Origin of the sequence: Paraburkholderia pallida (assembly GCF_004524855.1) — a bacterium.
Classification (GTDB): Bacteria; Pseudomonadota; Gammaproteobacteria; order Burkholderiales; family Burkholderiaceae; genus Paraburkholderia; species Paraburkholderia oxyphila.
The window spans coordinates 1,860,076-1,881,017 of record NZ_CP038148.1; the positions used below are offsets into that span (position 1 = coordinate 1,860,076).

The 20,942-nt window shown below is 64.6% G+C and carries 16 protein-coding genes, 1 tRNA gene and 3 pseudogenes; 10 read left to right on the forward strand and 10 right to left on the reverse strand.

Annotated elements, in window-relative coordinates:
- Positions 1 to 9: 9 nt before the first annotated feature.
- Positions 10 to 627, reverse strand: a complete 618-nt coding sequence (locus E1956_RS08470; RefSeq protein ID WP_134748196.1) for a TIGR00645 family protein — start codon at positions 625 to 627, stop codon at positions 10 to 12.
- 205 nt (positions 628 to 832) lie between these two features.
- Complete coding sequence (locus E1956_RS08475; RefSeq protein ID WP_134748197.1) at positions 833 to 1,738, reverse strand: DMT family transporter; 906 nt, start codon at positions 1,736 to 1,738, stop codon at positions 833 to 835.
- 394 nt (positions 1,739 to 2,132) lie between these two features.
- Here E1956_RS08475 and acs point away from each other — a divergent pair.
- The 3 genes and pseudogenes from acs to E1956_RS08490 all read left to right on the forward strand — a co-directional run bounded on the left by acs (position 2,133) and on the right by E1956_RS08490 (position 6,630).
- Positions 2,133 to 4,113: pseudogene (acs, locus tag E1956_RS08480) on the forward strand (acetate--CoA ligase).
- Between the two features lie 136 nt (positions 4,114 to 4,249).
- Positions 4,250 to 4,615: a DUF4212 domain-containing protein gene (locus E1956_RS08485; RefSeq protein WP_134748198.1), complete on the forward strand. Its 366-nt coding sequence runs from the start codon at positions 4,250 to 4,252 to the stop codon at positions 4,613 to 4,615.
- The gene (locus tag E1956_RS08490) at positions 4,612 to 6,630 is read left to right on the forward strand and encodes a sodium:solute symporter family protein (protein ID WP_134748199.1); all 2,019 of its coding nucleotides are present in this window, start codon (positions 4,612 to 4,614) and stop codon (positions 6,628 to 6,630) included. The genes E1956_RS08485 and E1956_RS08490 overlap by 4 nt, the downstream gene beginning before the upstream one ends.
- Before the next feature lie 162 nt (positions 6,631 to 6,792).
- On the opposite strand, the gene E1956_RS08495 is transcribed toward E1956_RS08490, so the two are convergent.
- Positions 6,793 to 7,119, reverse strand: a complete 327-nt coding sequence (locus E1956_RS08495) for an FxLYD domain-containing protein (RefSeq protein ID WP_134748200.1) — start codon at positions 7,117 to 7,119, stop codon at positions 6,793 to 6,795.
- 335 nt (positions 7,120 to 7,454) lie between these two features.
- Between E1956_RS08495 and E1956_RS08500 the strand changes: the two genes are divergently transcribed.
- Both E1956_RS08500 and E1956_RS08505 read left to right on the forward strand, forming a co-directional pair.
- A complete protein-coding gene (locus tag E1956_RS08500; protein WP_134750460.1) occupies positions 7,455 to 7,637 on the forward strand; it encodes a type II toxin-antitoxin system HicA family toxin in 183 nt (60 codons plus the stop codon).
- 73 nt (positions 7,638 to 7,710) lie between these two features.
- Positions 7,711 to 8,112, forward strand: coding sequence for a type II toxin-antitoxin system HicB family antitoxin (locus tag E1956_RS08505; RefSeq protein WP_134748201.1), 402 nt, complete (start codon positions 7,711 to 7,713; stop codon positions 8,110 to 8,112).
- A 174-nt stretch (positions 8,113 to 8,286) separates the two neighbouring features.
- Here the strand turns inward: E1956_RS08505 and E1956_RS08510 are convergent.
- A tRNA-Ser gene (locus tag E1956_RS08510) sits at positions 8,287 to 8,377 on the reverse strand.
- A 317-nt stretch (positions 8,378 to 8,694) separates the two neighbouring features.
- On the opposite strand from E1956_RS08510, the pseudogene E1956_RS08515 reads away from it, so the two are divergent.
- From E1956_RS08515 to E1956_RS08525, 3 genes and pseudogenes are all read left to right on the forward strand, one after another.
- A pseudogene (locus E1956_RS08515) lies at positions 8,695 to 8,898 on the forward strand (porin); the annotation flags it as partial.
- Positions 8,899 to 8,978: 80 nt separating this feature from the next.
- Positions 8,979 to 10,113, forward strand: a protein-coding gene (locus E1956_RS08520; protein WP_134746994.1) for an IS3 family transposase whose coding sequence is annotated in 2 segments (ribosomal slippage) — positions 8,979 to 9,238 and positions 9,237 to 10,113 — 1,137 coding nt in all. Because the reading frame shifts where the segments join, the coding sequence is not laid out codon by codon here.
- 52 nt (positions 10,114 to 10,165) lie between these two features.
- Positions 10,166 to 11,167 (forward strand): annotated as a pseudogene (locus E1956_RS08525) (porin); the annotation flags it as partial.
- Between the two features lie 89 nt (positions 11,168 to 11,256).
- On the opposite strand, the gene E1956_RS08530 reads toward E1956_RS08525, so the two are convergent.
- On the reverse strand, positions 11,257 to 11,673 hold the full coding sequence (locus E1956_RS08530; protein WP_028223084.1) for an HIT family protein: 417 nt from the start codon (positions 11,671 to 11,673) through the stop codon (positions 11,257 to 11,259).
- Between the two features lie 453 nt (positions 11,674 to 12,126).
- Between E1956_RS08530 and cfa the strand changes: the two genes are divergently transcribed.
- Positions 12,127 to 13,293: a cyclopropane fatty acyl phospholipid synthase gene (cfa, locus tag E1956_RS08535; RefSeq protein ID WP_134748204.1), complete on the forward strand. Its 1,167-nt coding sequence runs from the start codon at positions 12,127 to 12,129 to the stop codon at positions 13,291 to 13,293.
- A 112-nt stretch (positions 13,294 to 13,405) separates the two neighbouring features.
- Here cfa and crcB read toward each other — a convergent pair whose 3' ends face one another.
- From crcB to E1956_RS08560, 5 genes are all read right to left on the reverse strand, one after another.
- Positions 13,406 to 13,786 carry a fluoride efflux transporter CrcB gene (crcB, locus tag E1956_RS08540; protein ID WP_134748205.1) on the reverse strand — a complete coding sequence of 127 codons (381 nt, stop codon included), beginning with the start codon at positions 13,784 to 13,786 and terminating at the stop codon, positions 13,406 to 13,408.
- A gap of 188 nt (positions 13,787 to 13,974) precedes the next feature.
- Positions 13,975 to 14,760: an SDR family oxidoreductase gene (locus tag E1956_RS08545; RefSeq protein WP_134748206.1), complete on the reverse strand. Its 786-nt coding sequence runs from the start codon at positions 14,758 to 14,760 to the stop codon at positions 13,975 to 13,977.
- 125 nt (positions 14,761 to 14,885) lie between these two features.
- A complete protein-coding gene (gene styD, locus E1956_RS08550; protein ID WP_134748207.1) occupies positions 14,886 to 16,364 on the reverse strand; it encodes a phenylacetaldehyde dehydrogenase StyD in 1,479 nt (492 codons plus the stop codon).
- 33 nt (positions 16,365 to 16,397) lie between these two features.
- A complete protein-coding gene (locus E1956_RS08555) occupies positions 16,398 to 17,444 on the reverse strand; it encodes a hypothetical protein (protein WP_134748208.1) in 1,047 nt (348 codons plus the stop codon).
- Positions 17,445 to 17,475: 31 nt separating this feature from the next.
- Positions 17,476 to 19,461 (reverse strand): primary-amine oxidase, encoded by a 1,986-nt coding sequence (locus E1956_RS08560; protein WP_134748209.1) that lies wholly within the window; start codon positions 19,459 to 19,461, stop codon positions 17,476 to 17,478.
- A 236-nt stretch (positions 19,462 to 19,697) separates the two neighbouring features.
- Between E1956_RS08560 and E1956_RS08565 the strand changes: the two genes are divergently transcribed.
- Positions 19,698 to 20,699 (forward strand): AraC family transcriptional regulator, encoded by a 1,002-nt coding sequence (locus tag E1956_RS08565; protein ID WP_134748210.1) that lies wholly within the window; start codon positions 19,698 to 19,700, stop codon positions 20,697 to 20,699.
- Positions 20,700 to 20,942: the final 243 nt, after the last annotated feature.

The following is a 20,942-nucleotide window of genomic DNA, read 5'->3' on the forward strand; positions in this document are numbered from 1 at the left end:
GCGCCGCTTTTATTCCGACGTTGCCGTGTCGCGCACGGCGGCGCTTGTCGGCACCGGATGGCGCGCGGCAAGGTCGTGGTAGTGCTCGGGGTGCGTATGCGTGGTGAGGCGGTCGATCCACGCCATCACCAGCGCGGAGAGCAGGAAGGCAACGTGAATGGCCACTTGCCAGATCACCGTGCGCTCGGAAACCGCGTCGGGATTGATGAAGGTTTTGAGCAGATGAATCGACGAAATGCTGATGAGCGCCATCGCGAGCTTCACCTTGAGCACGCCGGCGTTCACGTGATCGAGCCATTCGGGCTCGTCGGGGTGGCCTTCTAGTCCCATGCGCGAGACGAAGGTTTCATAGCCGCCCACGATCACCATGATGAGCAGGTTCGAGATCATCACCACGTCGATCAGGCCGAGCACGGCGAGCATGATGCTGGTCTCGTCGAGCGACATGGCGTGGGTGACGAGGTGCCAGACTTCCTTCACGAACAGCACGCAGTAGACGGTCTGCCCGACGATCAGCCCCAGATAGAGCGGCACCTGGAGCCAGCGGCTCATGAAGATGATGCTGGGCAGCAAGCGCATGCGGCGAGGGCGAGCGGCGGACGGCGGCTGGGGACGTGCAGCGGACATGGGCGTTTCACGAGTGACGGAAATCGGGCGCGGACCTGGGCACGGGCGGCATGGTGCGCGGAAGGGTCTGTTCGAGCCTCGTGGCGAGTCTCGAGCCCCGGTCGCGCTGCGCACGCCGCCTGGCCGCGAGGGCCGGGCGGGCGCTATTGTAACGCGTCGGCGCGCCGCTTCGCCGCGACGCCGACAGGTTGGAATTACAAAATAATTACGACGCCACGGGCGGCAGCCGCCTGGTCTTCAGGCTCGCGAGGGCGATGCCGCCGACCACGCAGGCAAGCGCGATGCCGTGCGCGGGCGTGGGCCGCTCGCCGAGGAAGGCGATGCCGTACAGCGCGGCGGCCACCGGCAGCACGGCCGTGAAGACCCCTGCGATGCTGCCCGGCACGTGGCGGATGCCCATCATCCAGAGGCAGAACGAGAACACGCTGGCCGAGAGCCCATACCAGAGCACGAGCGCCCAGACGCTTGCGGGCACGCTCGCATAGTCAGGCGACTGCACGAACGCCAGCGCGCCCGGCAACCCAACCGGCAGCATCAGCAGAAAGCCGAACAGGTGGGTGTATGCACAGATTTCGAGCGGTGCGAGCGTTTGCGTGAGCCGGCGCGAGAGGATCACATAGAACGATTCGCAGCACACCGCGCCCAGCACCATCAGGTTGCCCACGAACGACCCCGGATCCGCCTGTCCGCCATCGACATGCGCAAGATTGATGACGGCGATGCCCACGATGGCGAGCGCGATCGACACGAACGCTCGCGCGTCAGGCCGCTCGCGCAGGAACAGCCACGAGAACAGCGCAACCACGGCTGGGATCGTGCTCGTGATGACGCCCGCTGCGACGGCGCTCGTGCGATGCACGCCGCCGAGCATCAGCAGCGTAAACCCGAATGTACCGAAGAGGGCCTGAAGGAACAGATTGATCCATTCGCCGCGCTTTACGCGCCGCATGCGCGAGACGCGCAGCAGCGGCCAGAGCACGGCGAGGGCGATGACGAAGCGCAGCAGCGCAAACAGCGGAACGGGTAAAAACGCAACGATCGTTTTGCCGATGCCGACATTGCTGCCCACCAGCAGCATGGCGGCGACGAGGAAAAGGGAATAGCGGTTCAAGCTGGAATCCGGACACACAGATCAGTTAGCATTCTAAATGGTCGCTTAACTGACTGTCATCGCGTGGCGGTTTGCATACGGAATTGGCACGCTCGTTCGAAGACACGCCATGCGCGAAGTTGTGCGCCGCGTAAGTAGCGGGTAAGTTGCTACGCTTAATCTTGCGCGTGCGGGTCTGCGCGCGACCCCATACGATTGCGACTTCATGCAACTAGTTGCAACGCGAGGCGGGCCAGCCGGCCCGGCCGCAGGAATGAAAAATGCCGCATTCGCGCCGGGGCATCGGAACACCGAGGGCCAGGGCGTGGCGGCGCAAGGAGACGGCGCGCGCAGGGATCGAAGATCCTGTGCACGTCCACGAGTTTGACGTTTCATCTTCACCAAGGGGTTGTCGATGTCTGCGATTGAATCGGTTCTTCACGAAAACCGCGTGTTTGCGCCTTCCGCGCAAACGGTGGCGGACGCCACGGTGTCCGGCATGGACGCCTACAGGGCGCTCTGCGCCGAAGCCGAACGCGATTACGAAGGTTTCTGGGCGCGCCTTGCGCGCGAAACGCTGACGTGGCAAAAGCCCTTCACGAAGGTGCTCGACGAGTCGAAGGCGCCGTTCTACACCTGGTTCGAGGACGGCGAGCTCAATGCCTCGTACAACAGCCTCGACCGTCATGTGGAAGCGGGCAACGGCGAGCGCGTCGCGATCATCTTCGAAGCCGACGACGGCACCGTCACGAACATCACCTATAAGGACCTGCTCTCGCGCGTCTCGCGCTTCGCCAACGCGCTCAAGAAGCGCGGCGTGAAGAAGGGCGACCGCGTGGTCATCTACATGCCGATGTCGGTCGAAGGCGTGGTGGCGATGCAGGCCTGCGCGCGCATTGGCGCGACGCACTCGGTGGTGTTCGGCGGCTTCTCGTCGAAGTCGCTCAACGAGCGCATGGTGGACGTGGGCGCCGTCGCGCTCATCACCGCCGACGAGCAGATGCGCGGCGGCAAGGCGCTGCCGCTGAAGAACATCGCCGACGAAGCCATCGCCATGGGTGGCTGCGAGGCGGTGAAGAGCGTGATCGTCTACCAGCGCACGGGCGGCAAGACCGGCTGGACCGAAGGCCGAGATCACTGGATGCACGAAGTCTCGGCCGCCGAGAGCGACACCTGCGCGCCGGTACCAGTGGGCGCGGAACACCCGCTCTTCATCCTCTATACGTCGGGCTCGACGGGCAAGCCCAAGGGCGTGCAGCACAGCACGGGCGGCTACCTGCTGTGGGCCGCGCAGACCATGAAGTGGACCTTCGACTGGAAGCCCACCGACGTGTTCTGGTGCACGGCCGACATCGGCTGGGTCACAGGCCATAGCTATATCGCCTATGGGCCGCTCACGACCGGCGCGACGCAGGTGATGTTCGAGGGCATTCCCACGTACCCGAACGCGGGCCGTTTCTGGGAGATGATCCAGAAGCACAAGGTCACGGTGTTCTACACGGCCCCCACGGCCATCCGCTCGCTGATCAAGTCCGCGGAAGCCGATGCGAAGGTCCATCCGAAGAGCTACGACCTTTCCTCGCTGCGCATCCTCGGCACGGTGGGCGAGCCGATCAATCCCGAAGCGTGGATCTGGTACTACGAGAACGTGGGCGGCAAGCGCTGCCCGATCGTCGACACGGTGGCAGACCGAAACCGGCGGCCACATGATCACGCCGCTGCCGGGCGCGACGCCGCTCGTGCCGGGTTCGTGCACGCTGCCGCTGCCGGGCATCATGGCGGCGATCGTCGACGAAACCGGCGAGGACGTGCCCAACGGGCAGGGCGGCATTCTCGTCGTGAAGCGCCCGTGGCCCGCGATGATCCGCAACGTCTGGGGCCAACCCGAGCGCTACAAGTCGGGCTACTTCCCCGAGGAACTCGGCGGCAAGCTGTATCTGGCCGGCGACGGCAGCGTGCGCGACAAGGACACGGGCAACTTCACGATCATGGGCCGCATCGACGATGTCCTGAACGTCTCGGGCCACCGCCTGGGCACGATGGAGATCGAGTCGGCGCTGGTGGCGAACCCGCTCGTGGCCGAAGCCGCCGTGGTGGGCCGCCCCGACGACACCACCGGCGAAGCCGTGGTGGCGTTCGTGGTGCTCAAGGCGACGCGTCCGCAGGGCGAGGATGCCGTGAAGCTCGCCGCGGAACTGCGCGCGTGGGTGGGCAAGGAGATCGGTCCGATCGCCAAGCCCAAGGACATCCGCTTCGGCGAGAACCTGCCGAAGACGCGCTCGGGCAAGATCATGCGCCGCTTGCTGCGCTCGCTCGCGAAGGGCGAGGCGATCACGCAGGACACTTCCACGCTGGAGAACCCGGCGATTCTGGATCAGCTCGGCGAGTCGCTTTGATCGCTGCTTGATGGTTGTTTGATGGCCGGAGTGGGTGCTTCAACACCGACCCTGGCCACCGCGCGCCTCACCCCGGCCCCATGCAAGGCCGGATGTTCCCAATTGCCGGCCATGCGCGTTTTTGCTAAACAGGCGCATGGCCGCGCCACACCCCACACCCCAGAACAACCCCAATCCCTTGCCTGAGCCGCCCGCGGTGAGCGAGGCGATGGCGCTCGCGCATCGGCGCTACTGGCGCTTCAACGTCGCGCTGATCGCCGTGCTCATGAGCCTTGGCTTCGCCGTTTCGTTCATCGTGCCGCTGTTCGCGCGCGCGCTCGACGGCGTGCGTTTCGCCGGCTTCAGCCTGCCGTTCTATATCGGCGCACAAGGGGCGATCCTCATCTATATCGGGCTCGTGGTCGTCTACATCGTGCTGATGCAGCGCGCCGACCGCGAACTGCAAGCCGCGCGCGAAGCCGAAACGGCCATTCGCGACGCCAGCCAGGCACCGCAACGATGAAGCTCGCGCACCGGCTGATCCGCTCCTACGCGCTCTATACGCTCGGCTTTCTTGCCTTCGTTTTCGTGATGTGGCGCATCGAGCTCGCCACCGGCCCCGGCATGTGGATCGGCTACGTGTTCCTGTTCGTGCCGATCGCCGTCTATGCCGTGATCGGGCTGCTCTCGCGCACCTCGGACCTCGTCGAATACTACGTCGCGGGACGCCGCGTGCCCTCGTTCTTCAACGGCATGGCGACGGCCGCCGACTGGCTCTCGGCGGCCTCGTTCATCGGCCTCGCGGGCTCGCTCTACGCGAGCGGCTACGACGGCCTGGCCTATCTGATGGGCTGGACGGGTGGCTACTGCCTCGTCGCGTTCCTGCTCGCGCCCTACGTGCGCAAGCTCGCGCGCTACACCATCGCGGATTTTCTGGGCACGCGCTTCTCGAGCAACCTCGTGCGCGCGCTCGCCGTGCTGGCGACGATCATCTGCTCGTTCGTCTATCTCGTCGCGCAGATCCAGGGCGTGGGGCTGATCGCGGTGCGCTTTATCGGCGTGGATTTCGCCATCGGCATCTTTTGCGGGCTGGCCGGCATCCTCGTGTGCTCTTTTTTGGGCGGGATGCGGGCGGTCACATGGACCCAGGTCGCGCAATACATCATCCTGATCGCGGCGATGCTGATTCCGGTTTCGTTGATCGCGCATCGAAATGGCCTCGGCTGGCTGCCGCAGCTCGATTACGGCAAGGTGATGCAGCGCGTGGAGACGCTCGAGCGCGACGTGCGCGACACCAGCGCGGAGGCGAACGTGCGCGACGAGTACGCGCGCCGCGCGGCGCTCTGGCAAGCGCGGCTGGACGCGCTGCCGCAGTCGTATATCGAGGAGCAGACGCGCCTCGTCCTGGCGCTCGCGGACATGCGCCGCCACAACGGCCCGCTGCGCGACATCGATTCGCTCGAGCACGAGATCGCGCATTTCCCGCGCGACCCCGAAGCCGCACGCGTGGCATGGACGCAGCAGCGCGACGACCTGCTCGCGCGCGCCGCGCCGCCCGTGCCGATGCACGAACCGTTTCCCGCCGATAACGACGAAGCGCGGCGCATCCACGAGCGCAATTTTCTTTCGCTGCTGCTGTGCCTCTCGCTTGGCACGGCGAGCCTGCCGCATATCCTCACGCGCTACAACACGACGACGACGGTGGCGTCGGCGCGGCGCTCGGTGGGGTGGACGCTGTTCTTTGTCGCGTTGTTCTATTTGACGGTGCCGGTGCTCGCGGTGCTCATCAAGTTCGAGATCCTTTCGCACCTGGTGGGGCAGCACTTTGCCGATCTGCCGCATTGGGTGATGCAGTGGCGGCGCATGGAGCCGACCATGATCGGCGTAGCCGATATCAACAGCGACGGCATCGTGCACTGGAGCGATATCCAGATGCAGCCCGACATGGTGGTGCTCGCGGCGCCCGAGATCGCCGGGCTGCCGTATGTGATGTCGGGGCTCGTGGCCTCGGGCGCGCTCGCGGCGGCGCTTTCCACGGCGGACGGGCTGCTGCTCACGATCTCGAACGTGCTCTCGCACGACGTGTACTACCACATGGTGGACCCGAATGCGTCGAGCCAGCGGCGCGTGACCATGTCGAAGATTCTGCTGCTGGGCGTGGCGCTGTTTGCTTCGTGGGTGGCTTCGCTGAACGCGGGGAATATTTTATTTCTGGTGGGCGCGGCGTTTTCTCTGGCGGCGTCGAGTCTGTTTCCGGTGCTCGTGCTGGGCGTGTTCTGGAAGCGGACGACACGCCTTGGCGCGGTGGCGGGGATGGTGGCGGGGCTGGGCGTGTGCGTGTATTACATCGTATCGACGTATCCGTTCTTTACGCAGCTCACGGGATTTGCAGGCGCGCGCTGGTTTGGCATCGAGCCGATCAGCTCGGGCGTGTTCGGCGTGCCGGCGGGGTTTCTGGCGACGATCGTTGTTAGCCTGGTCGACCGGAAGCCGGATGAGTATTCGGTCGCGCTGGTGGATTATATTCGGCATCCTTAGTAAAGGTGCAGTCTTGGCGGGAGGTGCGGCGTAACGTGCGCTCAGGTCTGTATCGTCAATGGCAGGCGTTTCGCCACTGTGGCCGATCGGTGAGGGTGAGGGGAGATTGAGCGGTGCAGCGGCGGCACGGACAACGGCCGCCGCACGTGCGAGGCGATACTGCTACGAGGCGGTGACGGAGGCGACCGCAGCGCGGTTGTACGGTTGTGTGGTTGGCGCGCGGAATTTCCACTGTTGTCCCGGCTCGATGCCCGTGGCAGTCGCCGATGTGGTGCCAACGATCGCGCCGCTCGCATCGAGCAGGTTGATCGCGATCGTGGCGGTCTGGATCCTGGTTGTGGTCGTGTTGGTGGCCGTGCCGGTCACATAGCCATTGCCGCCGCCCCCATAGACGGTGGCACCCAGGTCGCTGATCTGCAACGCGTCGCCGGCATGCGCTGCCGCCGCCGCGATAGTCAGGATAGCTCCGAGTATGAGTTTCTTCATCATGTAGACCCCTCTCGATAGTTGTGGGTCGTGATATTGAAGCGCAGCGGCGTGGGATGTGGCTTGAGATGTATCAAGGTAAAGGGAAAGGGGCTTTAGGTCGCAGGTTGGTGGGGGGGATTTTCGGGAGCACCGGTGTTCGTCGGCCGGACTTGGGAGAACGGCACAACGTCGGCATGTTGATCTGGATGAGCCCGAACGTGATGGCTCGACGCGCTGTACGACGCTGGATACTGTATAAAAACACAGTATTTCAGTATTGTGCGTACACACGAACCCACATCGAATTTGGTGGCCGTGTGATTTTGTGTAAAAATACACACGAGTGCGTCGGTAATATGAACTCATCCAGGCTAATCCGGATGCTGGAGGGAGATGGTTGGCAACAGGTACGGGTTACCGGCAGCCATCATCACTTTAAGCACCCCGAAAAGGCAGGCCTCGTGACGGTGCCGCACCCGAAGAAGGATCTTCCTGTCGGAACGGTCATGAGCATCCTCAAAGCCGCAGGCCTTAGGTGACTGGCTGCGCGCCGGCCCTTAGTCGCGGAACGCGTGAAAAGCGGAAACGCTCAACTTTACAAGGAAGGGCAACATGGAATTTCCCGTCGCAGTTCATAAGGACGATGGGAGCGTCTATGGAGTGACTGTCCCGGACATCCCGGGTGTGCATTCCTGGGGCGACACCATCGATGATGCAATTAGAAACGCCAAAGAAGCGATTGCCGGTCACGTTTCTACGTTGGTTGAACTTGGTGAAGACGTTGGCTTCGCGTGTTCGACCATTGAAGAACTGGCGGCAAATCCAGAATACGCGGGTGCAATCTGGGCATTGGTTGAGGTCGACTTGAGCAGGCTGGACAACAAGCCGGAAAGGATCAACATTAGCCTTCCTCGGTTCGTTTTGCGCAAGATCGACTCCTACGTCGAGAAGCGGCACGAAACACGGAGTGGGTTTCTCGCGCGCGCGGCTTTAGAGGCACTTGCGCATGAATAGCCTGTACGAGTTGGCTGAAGCGATTGTCGATTGAGAAGGCTCGCTATCCATCCGGGCCTTTGTTTTTTCGACGCCGAGAGAACTCACGCTCGTTAAAGCGGGAATGGATCGCCTACGGGCGATTCAATCGCCCAAATGAAAAAGGCTTCCTTGCGGGAAGCCTTTTATATCCTTTGGCGGAGAGAGGGGGATTCGAACCCCCGATAGGCTATTAACCTATACACGCTTTCCAGGCGTGCGACTTAAACCGCTCATCCATCTCTCCGGCGGGAGGCGAATTATAGCAGACTCTTGACGGTATGGGAGAGGGCGCCAAGAGTCCGTCTCCAGATCGCCCATGTGGTCAACTGCCGCACGCGCTTCCGGGCCACCGTAACCGCGCGTCGCGCCGGGTCATCCACCCCCGGATCCGTCCCATCCGCCCCCTGCAAAGCATCGAAGAATTGCTTCGTTCACCGCTCGGCGGGCGTTCCGTATCGTTGCCGCCTGATCTTGCCGATTGGCTCCCAGCAAGCCGCAATCGCAAGGCAGCCCCACATCGGCAACCGATAACCCAAAACACAAACGCTACGGAACCCGCACATGAAACGCCTCTCTCCTCGCGCCAGCGCTTTCGCCATCGCCAGCATCCTCCTCGCAACGGCGTCAGCCACCGCCCACGCACAGGGCAGCGTGACGCTCTACGGCATCGTCGATGCCGGCATCGCCGTGGTTCACAACGCGCAGGGCGCAAACGGCCAGAACCAGAGCACGCTCGTGAAGTTCAGCAGCGGCAACAGAGGTGGCTTCGAGAATTCAGACAGTTCGTTGAGTGGAAAAGCTGGGGCGTGAGTCGGCCATAATGGTCGGCAACAAGGAACCAGAAGATGACGAAACGAAACCGACGGACTCACTCACCGGCGTTCAAGGCAAAGGTGGCCCTGGCGGCGCTCAAGGGCGACAAGACGCTGGCAGAGTTGGCCCAGCAATTTGATGTCCATCCGAACCAGATCACGGACTGGAAGAAGCAACTGCAGGAGCGGGTTGCCGATGTGTTCGAAGTGGGCAGCGCGGCGCCGTCGGCGCCGCCAGTCGACGTGAAGGTGCTGCACGCGAAGATCGGGCAATTGACGTTGGAGAATGATTTTTAGAAAGCGCGCTCAGCAAGGCGGGACTGCTGGGCGTAAGGCGATGATCGATCGTGATCACGCTCTGCCGGTGACACAGCAGGCCAAGCTGGTAGGCATCAGCCGGTCGAGTGCCTATTACCAATCGCGCGGGGTCAGCGAAGCGGATCTGAAATTGATGCGCCGGATTGACGAGCTTCACCTCGAGCATCCATTTGCAGGGGCACGAATGCTGGTACGGCTGCTGCGTCGCGAAGGCATCAAGGTCGGGCGCAGACACGTCAGCACCTTGATGAAGCGCATGGGCGTCGAGGCGTTGTATCGCAAGCCAAACACGAGCCGCAAGCATGCAGCCCACAGGATCTGGCCGTACCTGCTGCGCCACCGGAAGATCGACCGGGCCAATCAGGTCTGGGCGCTCGATACGAGCTATATCCCGATGGCGCGCGGCTTCGTATATCTGACGGCCGTGGTGGACTGGGCGAGCCGTCGGGTGCTGGCACACCGGGTGGCGATCACGCTGGAGAGCTGCCATGCCGTCGAGGCGCTGGAGGAAGCGTTTGCGAAATACGGCCTGCCTGAGATCGTCAACACGGATCAAGGCAGCCAGTTCACCGCAACCGAATTCACCGACGCGGTGCTCAGCCGGAACGTTCTTCTGTCCATGGATGGCAAGGGCGCATGGCGTGACAACGTGTTTGTTGAACGGGTGTGGCGCAGCGTCAAATATGAAGAGGTCTATCTGAAAGCCTACGACTCGGTCAGCCACGCCCGCCGCTCAATCGGCAACTACCTGAACTGGTATAACCAGAATCGGCCTCATTCCAGGCTGGCCGATCAGACACCGGATGAAGCATACTTCGCCACGCTGCCAGCGATAAAATCGGCAGCTTGATTGCCTCAGCAATTCCACTTAAAAACTTGCTGATCCTGTCCGAACGAACGAGGCCACCTCTAACCTCTCGGGCAGCCGCTGGGGCCTGCGCGGCACCGAGGATCTCGGCAGCGGTCTCGCGGCCATCTTCCAGCTCGAAAACGGCTTCAACGTGGGGACGGGCGTAGCGGGGCAGGGCCAGCGAGAGTTCGGACGCAAGGCGATCGTGGGGCTCGCGAGCAACACGTGGGGCACGCTCACGCTGGGCCGTCAGTACGATCCGCTCGTCGATCTCGTGCAGCCGCTCACGCAAGATGGTCCGTTCGGCGGCATATTCGGCACGCCCGGCGACCTCGACAACTACGACAACAGCCTGCGCGTAAGCAACTCGGTCAAGTACACGAGCCCGGTCTTCGCGGGCCTGCAGTTCGAGGCGCTCTACGGTCTCGGCGGCGTGGCAGGCGCGAGCGGCAGCGGACAGACCTACAGCTTCGGCGCGGCGTATGCGAACGGCCCGCTCGCGCTCGCGGCGGGCTATTTCTTCGCCAACGGCGGCAATACGGTGACGAACGGCGTGCGCACCTGGACGAGCAGCTCGGACAGCCTCTTCAACACGGTGATCAACCAGGGCTTCGCAAGCGCGAATTCCATTCAGATCGTGCGCGCCGGCGGCAGCTATGCGATTGGCGCGCTGAGCTTCGGTCTCGCGTACTCGAACACGCAGTACGGCAGCGATAGCTTTTCAACCTTCCATCAGACCGCGAAGTTCAACAACGGCTCGGCCTTCGTGAACTATCAGGTCACCTCCGCGTTGCGTGCGGGCGTGGGCTACAACTACACGTCGCTCACGGGGCCTGCCTCGGCGCACTACAACCAGGTAGACGTGGGCGGCGACTACGCGCTCTCGAAGCGCACGGAGCTTTATGCGCTGGCCGGCTGGCAGCAGGCCAGCGGCCACACGCTCAATGCGAAGGGCGCTGCCGTGGATGCGCAGGCGTCGATCGGCGACTTCGGCGTGAATTCGGGCACGGATACGCAGGCGCTTGCCGTGGTCGGCATCCGTCACAAGTTCTGAGCGGACGGCGCGCGCGTTCGGGCCGCGCGCGCCACGCGGGGCAAATGCGTCGCCACGTGCGTGCCCCGAGCCGTGACTTGCCGCGCGGCTTACAGCGCCGCGCGGATGCGCTGCGCGGTCGCTTCGAGCTCGGCCTTGTCGGCCATGTCGCGCGCGTGCATGCGCAGCTCTTCGCCCTTGCGGCGCGGGATGAGGTGGAAATGCACGTGCGGCACGGTCTGGCCCGCCGCTGCGCCGTTGAATTGCGCGATCATCAGGCCGTCGGGTGCGAGCGCCTTGCGCACGGCCGCGGCCACTTTCTGCACCATCGCCATCGCAGCGGACACCGCTTCGGGCGAGAGCTCGTAAATCTCTTCGGCCGGCTCCTTCGGCAGCACCAGCACGTGGCCTACGGATTGCGGCATCACGTCCATGATCGCCACCGCCGCGTCGTTCTCGCACAGCTTGATGGAGGGGATCTCGCCGCGCAGCAGTTTCGCGAAGATGTTGTTGTCGTCGTAAGCCATGGGTTCCTCGGTAGTGTCTCGGGCGCGGCGTTTGCTCGCCACGCGGATAAAACAGGCGCCGCCCCGCACGGCGCGCCCAACCCTTGCGGCCCAGCCTGCGCGGCCCGCGCGTCTTGTGTTGCGGTGCGCAACGCCGATTATCGCCCACGCCGGGGCGGCTGTCGGGCTTCCTGCAGATTTTTTGAAGTGGGTGCATCATAAGGTTTCTCGCAGCGAGCGCGACGACGAATGTCTTGATAGCAACCTCTTGCATCGGACCGGGGTAAGGAGCTCTGCACGAGACTGGAGGCAACGCTTTGCATGGGACCGGAGTCAGTGCCGAGGCACGCACCGCGGTCGACAGTTGAAGCATCCCATCTCCGGTCGAGCGCCAAAGCGCCAGCTCCGATCGACCGCGATGCATGGGGCCGGAATCAGTGCCGAAGCACTCACTCCGGCCGACACGGAGCACCTATGGCAACGCCTCATCTCGAAGCAACCCAACCCGCCCGCGAAGCCACCGGTTCAGGAGCGTGGCGGTTCGTAACACAGCTACTAGAGCGTGCCGATGTGAAGCTCAACGGCACCCGGCCGTGGGACATGCGCATACACGATTCGCAGGCGCTGGAGCGCGTAGTCGCACTGGGTAATCTGGGTCTCGGCGAGGCCTATATGGACGACCAGTGGGACTGCGAGCAGCTCGACGAATTCTTCGCCCATGTGTTGCGTGCGCATCTGGACGAGCAGATCGATCCCGCCCGGCTCGTCTTTCACGCGCTCAAGGCGCGCCTCATGAACCGCCAGACCATGCGCCGCGCGTGGAAGGTAGGGCAGCAGCACTACGATATCGGCAACGCTTTCTACGAGGCCATGCTCGACAAGCGCATGACCTACACCTGTGGCTACTGGTCGGGCGGCGCGAAGACGCTGGACGAAGCGCAGGAAGCCAAGCTCGACCTGATCTGCAAGAAGCTTGGCCTGAAGCCTGGCATGCGTCTGCTCGATATCGGCTGCGGCTGGGGCAGTCTCATGAAGTTCGCCGCGCAACATTACGGCGTGTCCTGCGTGGGCGTCACGATCTCGAAGGAGCAGGCCGCGTTGGGCGCCGGGCGTTGCGAAGGCCTGCCCGTGGAGTTCCGTCTCCAGGACTATCGCCTGCTCGACGAGCAGTTCGACCGCATCGCGAGCGTGGGCATGTTCGAGCACGTCGGGCCCAAGAACTACCGCACCTATATGGAAGTGGCGCATCGCTGCCTCGCCGACGAAGGCATCTTCGTGCTGCACACGATCGGCAAGAACCGCCGCGACACGACGCCCGACCCGTGGGTCGACAAGTACATCTTCCCCAACGGCGAGCTGCCTACCATCGGCCAGATCGCGGACGCTTCGGGCGGGCTTTTCGTCGTCGAGGACCTGCACAACTTCGGCGCTGACTACGACCGCACGCTGATGGCGTGGCACGCGAACTTCGAGGCCGCGTGGCCGCGTTTCGAGGCCGAGATGGGTCACCGTTTCTACCGCATGTGGCGCTACTATCTGCTGTCATGCGCCGGCGCGTTCCGCGCGCGCGACATCCAGTTGTGGCAATACGTGCTGACGAAGAACGGATTGGTCGGCGGCTATCGCCGTCCGCACGCATGATCGCTGCAAGCGCCACGATGCCCTGAAACCGGGCCGATCCGTCAAAAACAAAGGCCGCGTGCGCGAAGCGCCGCGGCCTTTCTCTTGTGCGCTTGCACCATGCGGTGCGGCTTCAGCGCATCACGGCGGCGACCGTCGCGATGCCGAGTATCGTCATCAGCAAGGACGAGCACACGTGAATGGCAATCTCGCCCGCGGCCCAGCCGAAGCGGCCGTTCTGCAGATGCGCGACGACTTCGGCGGAGAAGGTCGAGAACGTGGAGAGCCCGCCCATGCAGCCGGTGATGACGAACAGTCGCCACTGCGGCGAGACGTCGGGCAGTCGCGCGAACGCGGCGAGCGCCACGCCGATGATGTAGCCCGCGATGATGTTGGACGCGAGCGTGCCGAGCGGCAGAGTGGGGAAGATGGCGTTCAGGCGCAGGCCAAGCACCCAGCGCAGCAGCGAGCCGAGTGCGCCGCCAATGCCGACGGCGAGAATCGAGAGATACATGGTGTGGAGTCGTTGTAGGCGCAATGAAAGGCGATGCCGCATGGTGAGGCGTTGCCTGCCATTGCGTCCCGCTTTCGACCCCGGAGTTTAGCACCGCGGCGTGTGCCGGCTGGCGCGCCCGCGAGGTGCCGCTCGCACAAGGCGCACACGGCACGCATGCGGCCCGCGCCACAAGCGTGCCGCCGGCTTCAGGCGAGGCCGCCGTTGGCGCGCAGGGTCTGGCCGTCCACCCAGCCGCTATCCGGGCCCGCGAGGAACGAGACCACTGCGGCGATGTCGTCGGGCTCGCCGAGCCGCTCGAGCGGCGGCATGCTCGCGAAATGGCGGATCTGTTCTTCGGTTTTGCCTTCGAGGAAGAGGGCCGTGGCCACCGGCCCTGGCGCGACGGCGTTGACCGTGATGCCGCGTCCGCGCAATTCCTTCGCGAAGACGCGCGTGAGCGCCTCGACCGCGTTCTTGGTGGCGTTGTACAGGCCGTAGCCAGGCAGGTTCAGCGCGAGCGCCGTGGTCGAGAAGTTGATGACGCGCCCGCCATTGGCGAGCTTTGCCGCGGCCTCGCGCATCGTATTGAGCGTGCCGCGCACGTTGATGTCGAACATCTCGTCGTAGAGCGCATCGGTCGATTCGGCGATCGTCGTCACCTTCATGACGCCGGCATTGTTGACGAGCACGGCGGGCTGGCCGAGCTGAGCCGCCGTGGTCTCGAACAGGTGGCGCACCTCGTCGGCTTTGGCGATGTTGGCCTTCACGGCGATCGCGCGGCCACCCGCGGCGACGATCTGCGCGACGAGCGCTTCGGCCTCGCGCGCGCTCGCGGCGTAGTTGACGGCGACAGGGTGGCCGTCGCGCGCGAGCCTCAGCGCCACGGCGGCGCCGATGCCGCGCGAGGCGCCCGTGACGATGGCGACGCCGCGCGCGGCGTTTGCCGTGCTGTTTGCTGCGTTGTGTTCTGCGTGGTGGGTAGCGGTGTTCATGATCGAGCTCCTTTCGTTCGGGGTCGGGCATTGGGTGAAGCGGGAACGGAGTCGATCATGAAGGAATTCGGGCGCCCGATCATTGCCTGGCGCCTGGTTTCATTATTCCATTTCGATTAACAATGTCAGTACGCGATGCAGACCGACTTCGTCTCGGTGTACGCATCGATAATGGCGCGGCCGTGCTCGCGGCCGATGCCCGAGGCTTTGAAGCCGCCGAACGGCAGCGCGGGGTCCACCATGTTGTGCGTGTTGACCCAGACCGTGCCGACCTGCACGGCGTCCACCACGCGCAGTGCGCGGTCGAGCTGGTTGGTCCATACGCTCGCGCCAAGGCCGTACTCGGACGCGTTCGCGGCGGCAATGGCCTCATCGACGTCGTCATAGGGCATCACCACGAGCACCGGGCCGAAGACTTCTTCGCGCACCACGGTGAGCGGTTTGTTCTCGGCATTCGCGATCACGGTGGGCTCGACGAAGTAGCCCGCGCGGTTGCCGTCGCCGCCGCCCGCCACGATCTCGCCACCTTCCGCGCGGCCTTGCGCGATCATGCCGGCCACCTTGGCGCGATGGCGCGCGGAGACGAGCGGACCCATCTGCGTGGCCGCGTCGAAGCCGGAGCCGAGCACGGTGTTGCGCGCGACCTGGGCGATGCCTTCGACGATCTCGTCAAAGCGCGCGCGCGGCACATAGAGACGCGATCCGGCAGTGCAGACCTGGCCGTGGTTGAAGAAAATCGCGCCCGCCGCGCCTTCGATGGCGCGTTGCGGGTCGCAGTCGTCGAGCACGATCACGGGGCTCTTGCCGCCCAGCTCGAGCGAGACGCGCTTGAGATCGTTCGCGCACTGCTTGCCGATGATGCGGCCCACTTCGGTGGAGCCGGTGAAGGTGACTTTGTCCACGCCCGCATGACGCACGAGCGCTGCGCCAGCGGTTTCGCCCTGGCCGGTGACGACGTTGAACACGCCCGGCGGAAAGCCCGCTTCGTGCGCGAGCTCGGCCAGGCGAATGGCGGTGAGCGGCGTTTCCTCGGCGGGCTTGAGCACGACGGTGCAGCCGCAGGCGAGCGCGGGCGCGATCTTCCACACCGCCATCAGCAGCGGAAAATTCCACGGCACGATGGCGGCGACCACGCCCGCGGGCACGCGCCGCGTGGAGGCGTTGTAGCGCACGCCGGGCGGGAAGGCGAGCGAGAGGTCGAGCGTGCTGCCTTCGATCTTGGTGGCCCAGCCCGCCATATAGCGCAGCCATTGCACGCTGCCGCCCACTTCGAGCATCTTCGAGAAGCCGAGCAGCTTGCCCTGATTGAGGGTTTCGAGCGCGGCGAGCTCGTCGCCGTTGCGCTCGACGAGATCGGCGAGTTTCAGGAGCAGGCGCTCGCGCTCGGCGGGCGGCATGCGGCGCCACGTGTCGGCCTCGAAGGCGCGGCGCGCGGCGGTGACGGCTGCGTCGATGTCGGCGTCGCCGGCGTCCGGCACCTGGGCGATCTCGGTGCCCGTGGCGGGGTTGAATACGGCGAAGGTGCGGCCGTTGCCGCTGGCGCAAAAGCGGCCGTCGACGAACATCTGCGTGCGGATCGTGTGCGTAAAGTCCTGGCGGTCCATGTCGTTTCCTCGGTTCGGTCCTGTGCGTGGGTGTCAGCGAATGTCGATCCCGCCGCCCGATGCGAGGGCGGGCGATGCGGGACGGGATGTGTAGCGGGATGCGTAGTACTGCGTGGAATGCGGTTGATGCTGTATGGGCGTGTGCTTTGAGCGGCGTGCTGCGAGTGCGCATGCACACATGAAGTTAAGCGCAGCGCCCGCGAAAAAGAGCGCAGGGAAGCCCTGGCCGAAGCCCCACGACGTCGTGGCCAGCGCGGCGCCCGCAAGCATGCCCATGTGGTGCGCGACGCCGGGACAGCCGGCTTGCGTCGCGCGGCCGATGCGCAAAAGCGTGGGCAGCGTGAGCGCGTCGAGCACGGCAAACGCGGGCGCGGCGAATACCACCCAGGGCGCGAGCGCATCGAGGGTGAGCGCGGCAAGCAACGCGCCGCGCAGCGCGAAGAGCGCAAGCAATGCGTAACGATGATCGATGCGTTCCGCAAGCAGGCCGAAGCCAACCACCGCGCAGAGCGACACGGCCAGCTGCGCGAACGAGAAAGGCCCAGCGCCGCACACGGCGAAAAACTGGAAGCGCGCGAGCACGCCGCTCGAAAGCCCCGCGAGCATCGCGGGTGCGAGCAGGGAGACGCTGGCGGGCAGCGCGCCAATGAAACCTTGACGCGTGCGTTGAATCGGAGTCCTGCCGATCTGCCGGGGTGGCACTGAAGACTCCGTACGCGGAGCGTTCAGGTACGGCCTGACCGTTGCGAGCAGGGCGAGACCTGCCAACGCGAGCACGGCCGGCATGGCGCCGGTTGTCGATCCCACGCGTGCCTGTGCCGCGGCTGCCGTCATCGCCGCCATGGTGAGGATGAGCGAGGCGGCCACCGGCACGGTGGCCCGCGAGACGAAGCGGCGCGCGAGCGCCGCAGGCAGCAACGCCATCGCAGCAAGCGCAACCGCGCTTCCCGCGAATGCGGCGGTCGTCGCGTCGATCCGCATCGCACCCAGCATGACGCCCGCCGCGAGCGCCGCGGCGGCGCCGGTCACCGCACACCAGACGCAGGCGGCGGCAAGGGTATTGCGGGCTTTGGGCATCATGGCAAGGCGCGCGCGGGGCATCATCGCGGGCTTACTGCTTGCCGTGGCAGCACGAAGGCGCCGTGCCTGCATCGGGCGCACCGTCCTGCACGCTGTGCGGATCGCGCCCGCCCGGGAGGTCCATCGCCGGATTGCCGTAGAAGAAGTTGTTCGGCTTGAGCATGAAGCCGGCGTACTCCACGGGCATTACCGGGAAGTCCTCGGGCTTGCACACATGCGTGTGCCCGAAGCTGTGCCACAGCACGATGTCCTCGTTCTCGACGTTGCGGTTCGCCTCGATATAGCGCGGCAGGCCGTCGCCGCCCGCGTGCTGGTTCGGATAATCGCCGCTCGCGTAGCGCTGCGTCGTGTCGTAAGGCGTGACCCACACGTGGCGCGTCGCGAAGCCGCCGCGCTGGCGCACCTTCGAATGCGGATCGGCGAGCATCAGCGGCGAGTCGTTGATGATGAGCTTGTAGCCGGGATTCGCGCCCACGCGGTTCTTCACGTTCGGATTCACGACCTTCCAGAAGCGGCCGGTCTGGCCGTTCGCGTTGCGCGCCGCTTCCTGCTCGGTCTTGAGCACGCGCTTCGTGGTGTCGAAGACGTTGCCGTACGGATTCTCCGCGCCCATCGGACGCGGCACGAACTCGTGCTCGGTCACGGAGTTCTTCTCGCCGTCCACCATCATGTGCAGGCGCGCATTGAAGAAGTGCTGGTGCGTCGGGCCGCCGAGATTTTCGGTGACCATGCCGCCCCACGGGTAGGCGTCGCCATCGGCGACCGCCGAGGTCTGGACGATGCCCGTGAGCTTGCACTCGAGCTGGATCGTGCCGTCCTGATAGAAGTACCAGTAGAAGCCGTAGTCGTAGTTGCCCACCGTCGCGAAGAACGAGATCACGAGACGGCGCGAGCGGCGCATCTCGAACACGCCGGTGCGGAATTCATAGTGCTTCCAGAGCGTGCCGTAGTCTTCTTCGTGCAGGCACACCGCGTTCTTCATCGTGAAGCCGTTACCGAAATCGTCGGCGGACGGGATATCGAAATAGCGGATCGTGCCGAGACAATCGCAGCCGAGCTCGAGCTGGTTCGCAAGCTTGCCGAGACCATACTCGCCCGCGTCGAACGCGCTCTTCCAGTAGTGATTCGTGGTGGGGTCGGAGTAGGGCACGCACATCTCCGTCACGCTCGCGCGGTAGACGATGGGGCGCGGCGCGCTCTTGCCGTCGTCCCACGTGATCTGGTGCAGCACGAGGCCTTCGCGCGGCGTGAAGCCCACGCGGAATGTCCAGTTCTGCCAGGCAACCTGCCAGCCATCGATCGTGAAGCTCGGCCCTTCGGGCTGGCTGATGGACAGCGGCTTGACCGTGTCGCGCGGCTTGCCGATGCTCGGCGTGTCGTAGTTATGCTTGGCGCGCGGAATCGGAATGATGCGGCCGTCGTCCACGAGCTCGATCACCTTGTGCTCGAGCAGATCCACCACGGCCACCACGCCTTCGATCGGATGCGCGTAGCCGTTGTCGGTCAGGTTCTCGCGGTAGTAGCTCACGCAGCGCACGAGGCGGCGGCCGCCTTCGTTGGGACGGTCGAACGCGCCCGCCGAGAACGGGTCGACCTGCACGCGCTCGAGATCGTCTTCGCTGAGGCCGCGCTTCTTGACGGCCTCGCGCCACGCGGGATCGGCCTTCACGATGCGCTCGGCGTTCATGAAGTCCTCGATCATCACGGGCGGCTGGCCGAACGGCGCGCTGTGCAGCGCGAGCGCCTTGCGCGATTCCACTTTCTTTTCGCGCAGATCGACGACCAGTTCGAGCGTCTGGTTGCGCGTGCGATCGATGACGATCGTGAAGGCGCGGCGCGAATAGTAGTCGCCGGGTTGGTACGCGACGACTTCGGCCTTGGGCGGCTCGTGCAACTCGGTGACGGGAAAGCGCGCGTGTTCGTCGAGCTGTTCGGCGGCCTTCGCGATGTCACAGGCGAGCTGCATTTCGGTGAGGCTCAGCGGATCGAGCGGATGCGAGTTCGGATTCGTGTTCATAAGCGTTTCGTAAGGATGACGTTGGACCGCAACAGCGCATGCAGGGCGGCAGGCCGGCCTCGTTTTTAGGGGCACAGCGCGTGGCCGCAATGGCGATGTCGTGACGTCATCGTAGAAACGCCATATTTTTTTCGCGCTTGCAAAATGCGCCAAAGGGACGATAGAGTGCGCCAGAGACAGAGCGAATGAATCTGGGTGCGAACGCAATTGCGCGCCGCCGGAGAATGGAGCGAGACATGAAAAAAGTGCCTGTCAGCAACGGTTTTCCGATGATTCGCGGCGCGGTGATGGGCCCGATCGTGCGCGCGCTCGATGCAGCCGGCGCGGACTGCGATGCGTTGCTGGCCGAGTTTGGCCTGACCCGCAGACAACTTTCGGATCCTTATGAAATCCTGCCGCTCGGGCGCTACGTGGGCGCCTTCGAGCGCGCGGCGCAGGCGCTCGACGAGCCGTGGCTGGGCCTGCGCCTCGGCAACGAATTGCAGCTCACGGAGCTCGGGCCCGCGGGGCTCGTGTTCATGTCGTCGCCCACGCTGGGCTCGGCAATCCGCAAATTCACGGACGCGCTCGTCTCATGGCAGAGCGGCACGCTCGTCGATCTGGTGCGCGATAACGCGTGGCCGATGTGGAGCTATCGCATCGCGCATGCGGACATCTGGCCACGCCGGCAGGACGCCGAATACAGCGTGAGCGCGATGTGCCACATGATTCGCCTCGTGCGCGGCGCGACGTGGACGCCGGTCGAGATCCATTTCGAGCACGCGGCACCCGCGGATCTCAAGCCCTATTTGCGGATATTCCGCGTGCCGGTGCGCTTCCAGCAGCCGGCGAGCGGCGTGGTGATCCATCCGCACGATCTCGACGCGCCCCTCAAGAGCGCCGACACGCAGCTCGCGCGCATGATGGAACGCCACGCCACCGACCTCATTTCGCGCGATGCGATGCCCTACGATCTCGTCGATCAGGTGCGCGATCTGGTGACGCGCCGGCTCGCGCGCGAAAAGCTCGTGGTGGCCGATATCGCGCGCGATCTCGGGCTGTCGAACCGCTCGCTGCAACGCCATCTGACCGAGGCGGGGACGTCGGTGCGCGAGATTATTCGCGAGGAACGCCAGCGCAGCGTGGCGGTGTTGCGCGAGCAGGAGGGCATGACCAACGCGGCCGTCGCGCGCGCGGTGGGCTACGCGGATGCCACCGTGCTGTGGCGTGCGACGCGTAATTGGGGCCGGTCGGGATAGACCCGGTCGGGATAGACGCCGTCCAGTTAGCTTGTGGATGTAAGTATTTTGATAGCGTGTAGAAAGCATGTAGGCTGAAGAAAGTCTCCATCAATTTATTCGCCATCCGAATCGATTTTTCGTGCTACCCCCGGCCACCAAGGCGTTAAGTAAAAACCCGCAGGGACGTTGGCGCAATTTATCGAGAATTTGGCGCGGTCAGCCAGGTCGCCATAATTTTTAGCTGCCTACCATGCGCTCCTG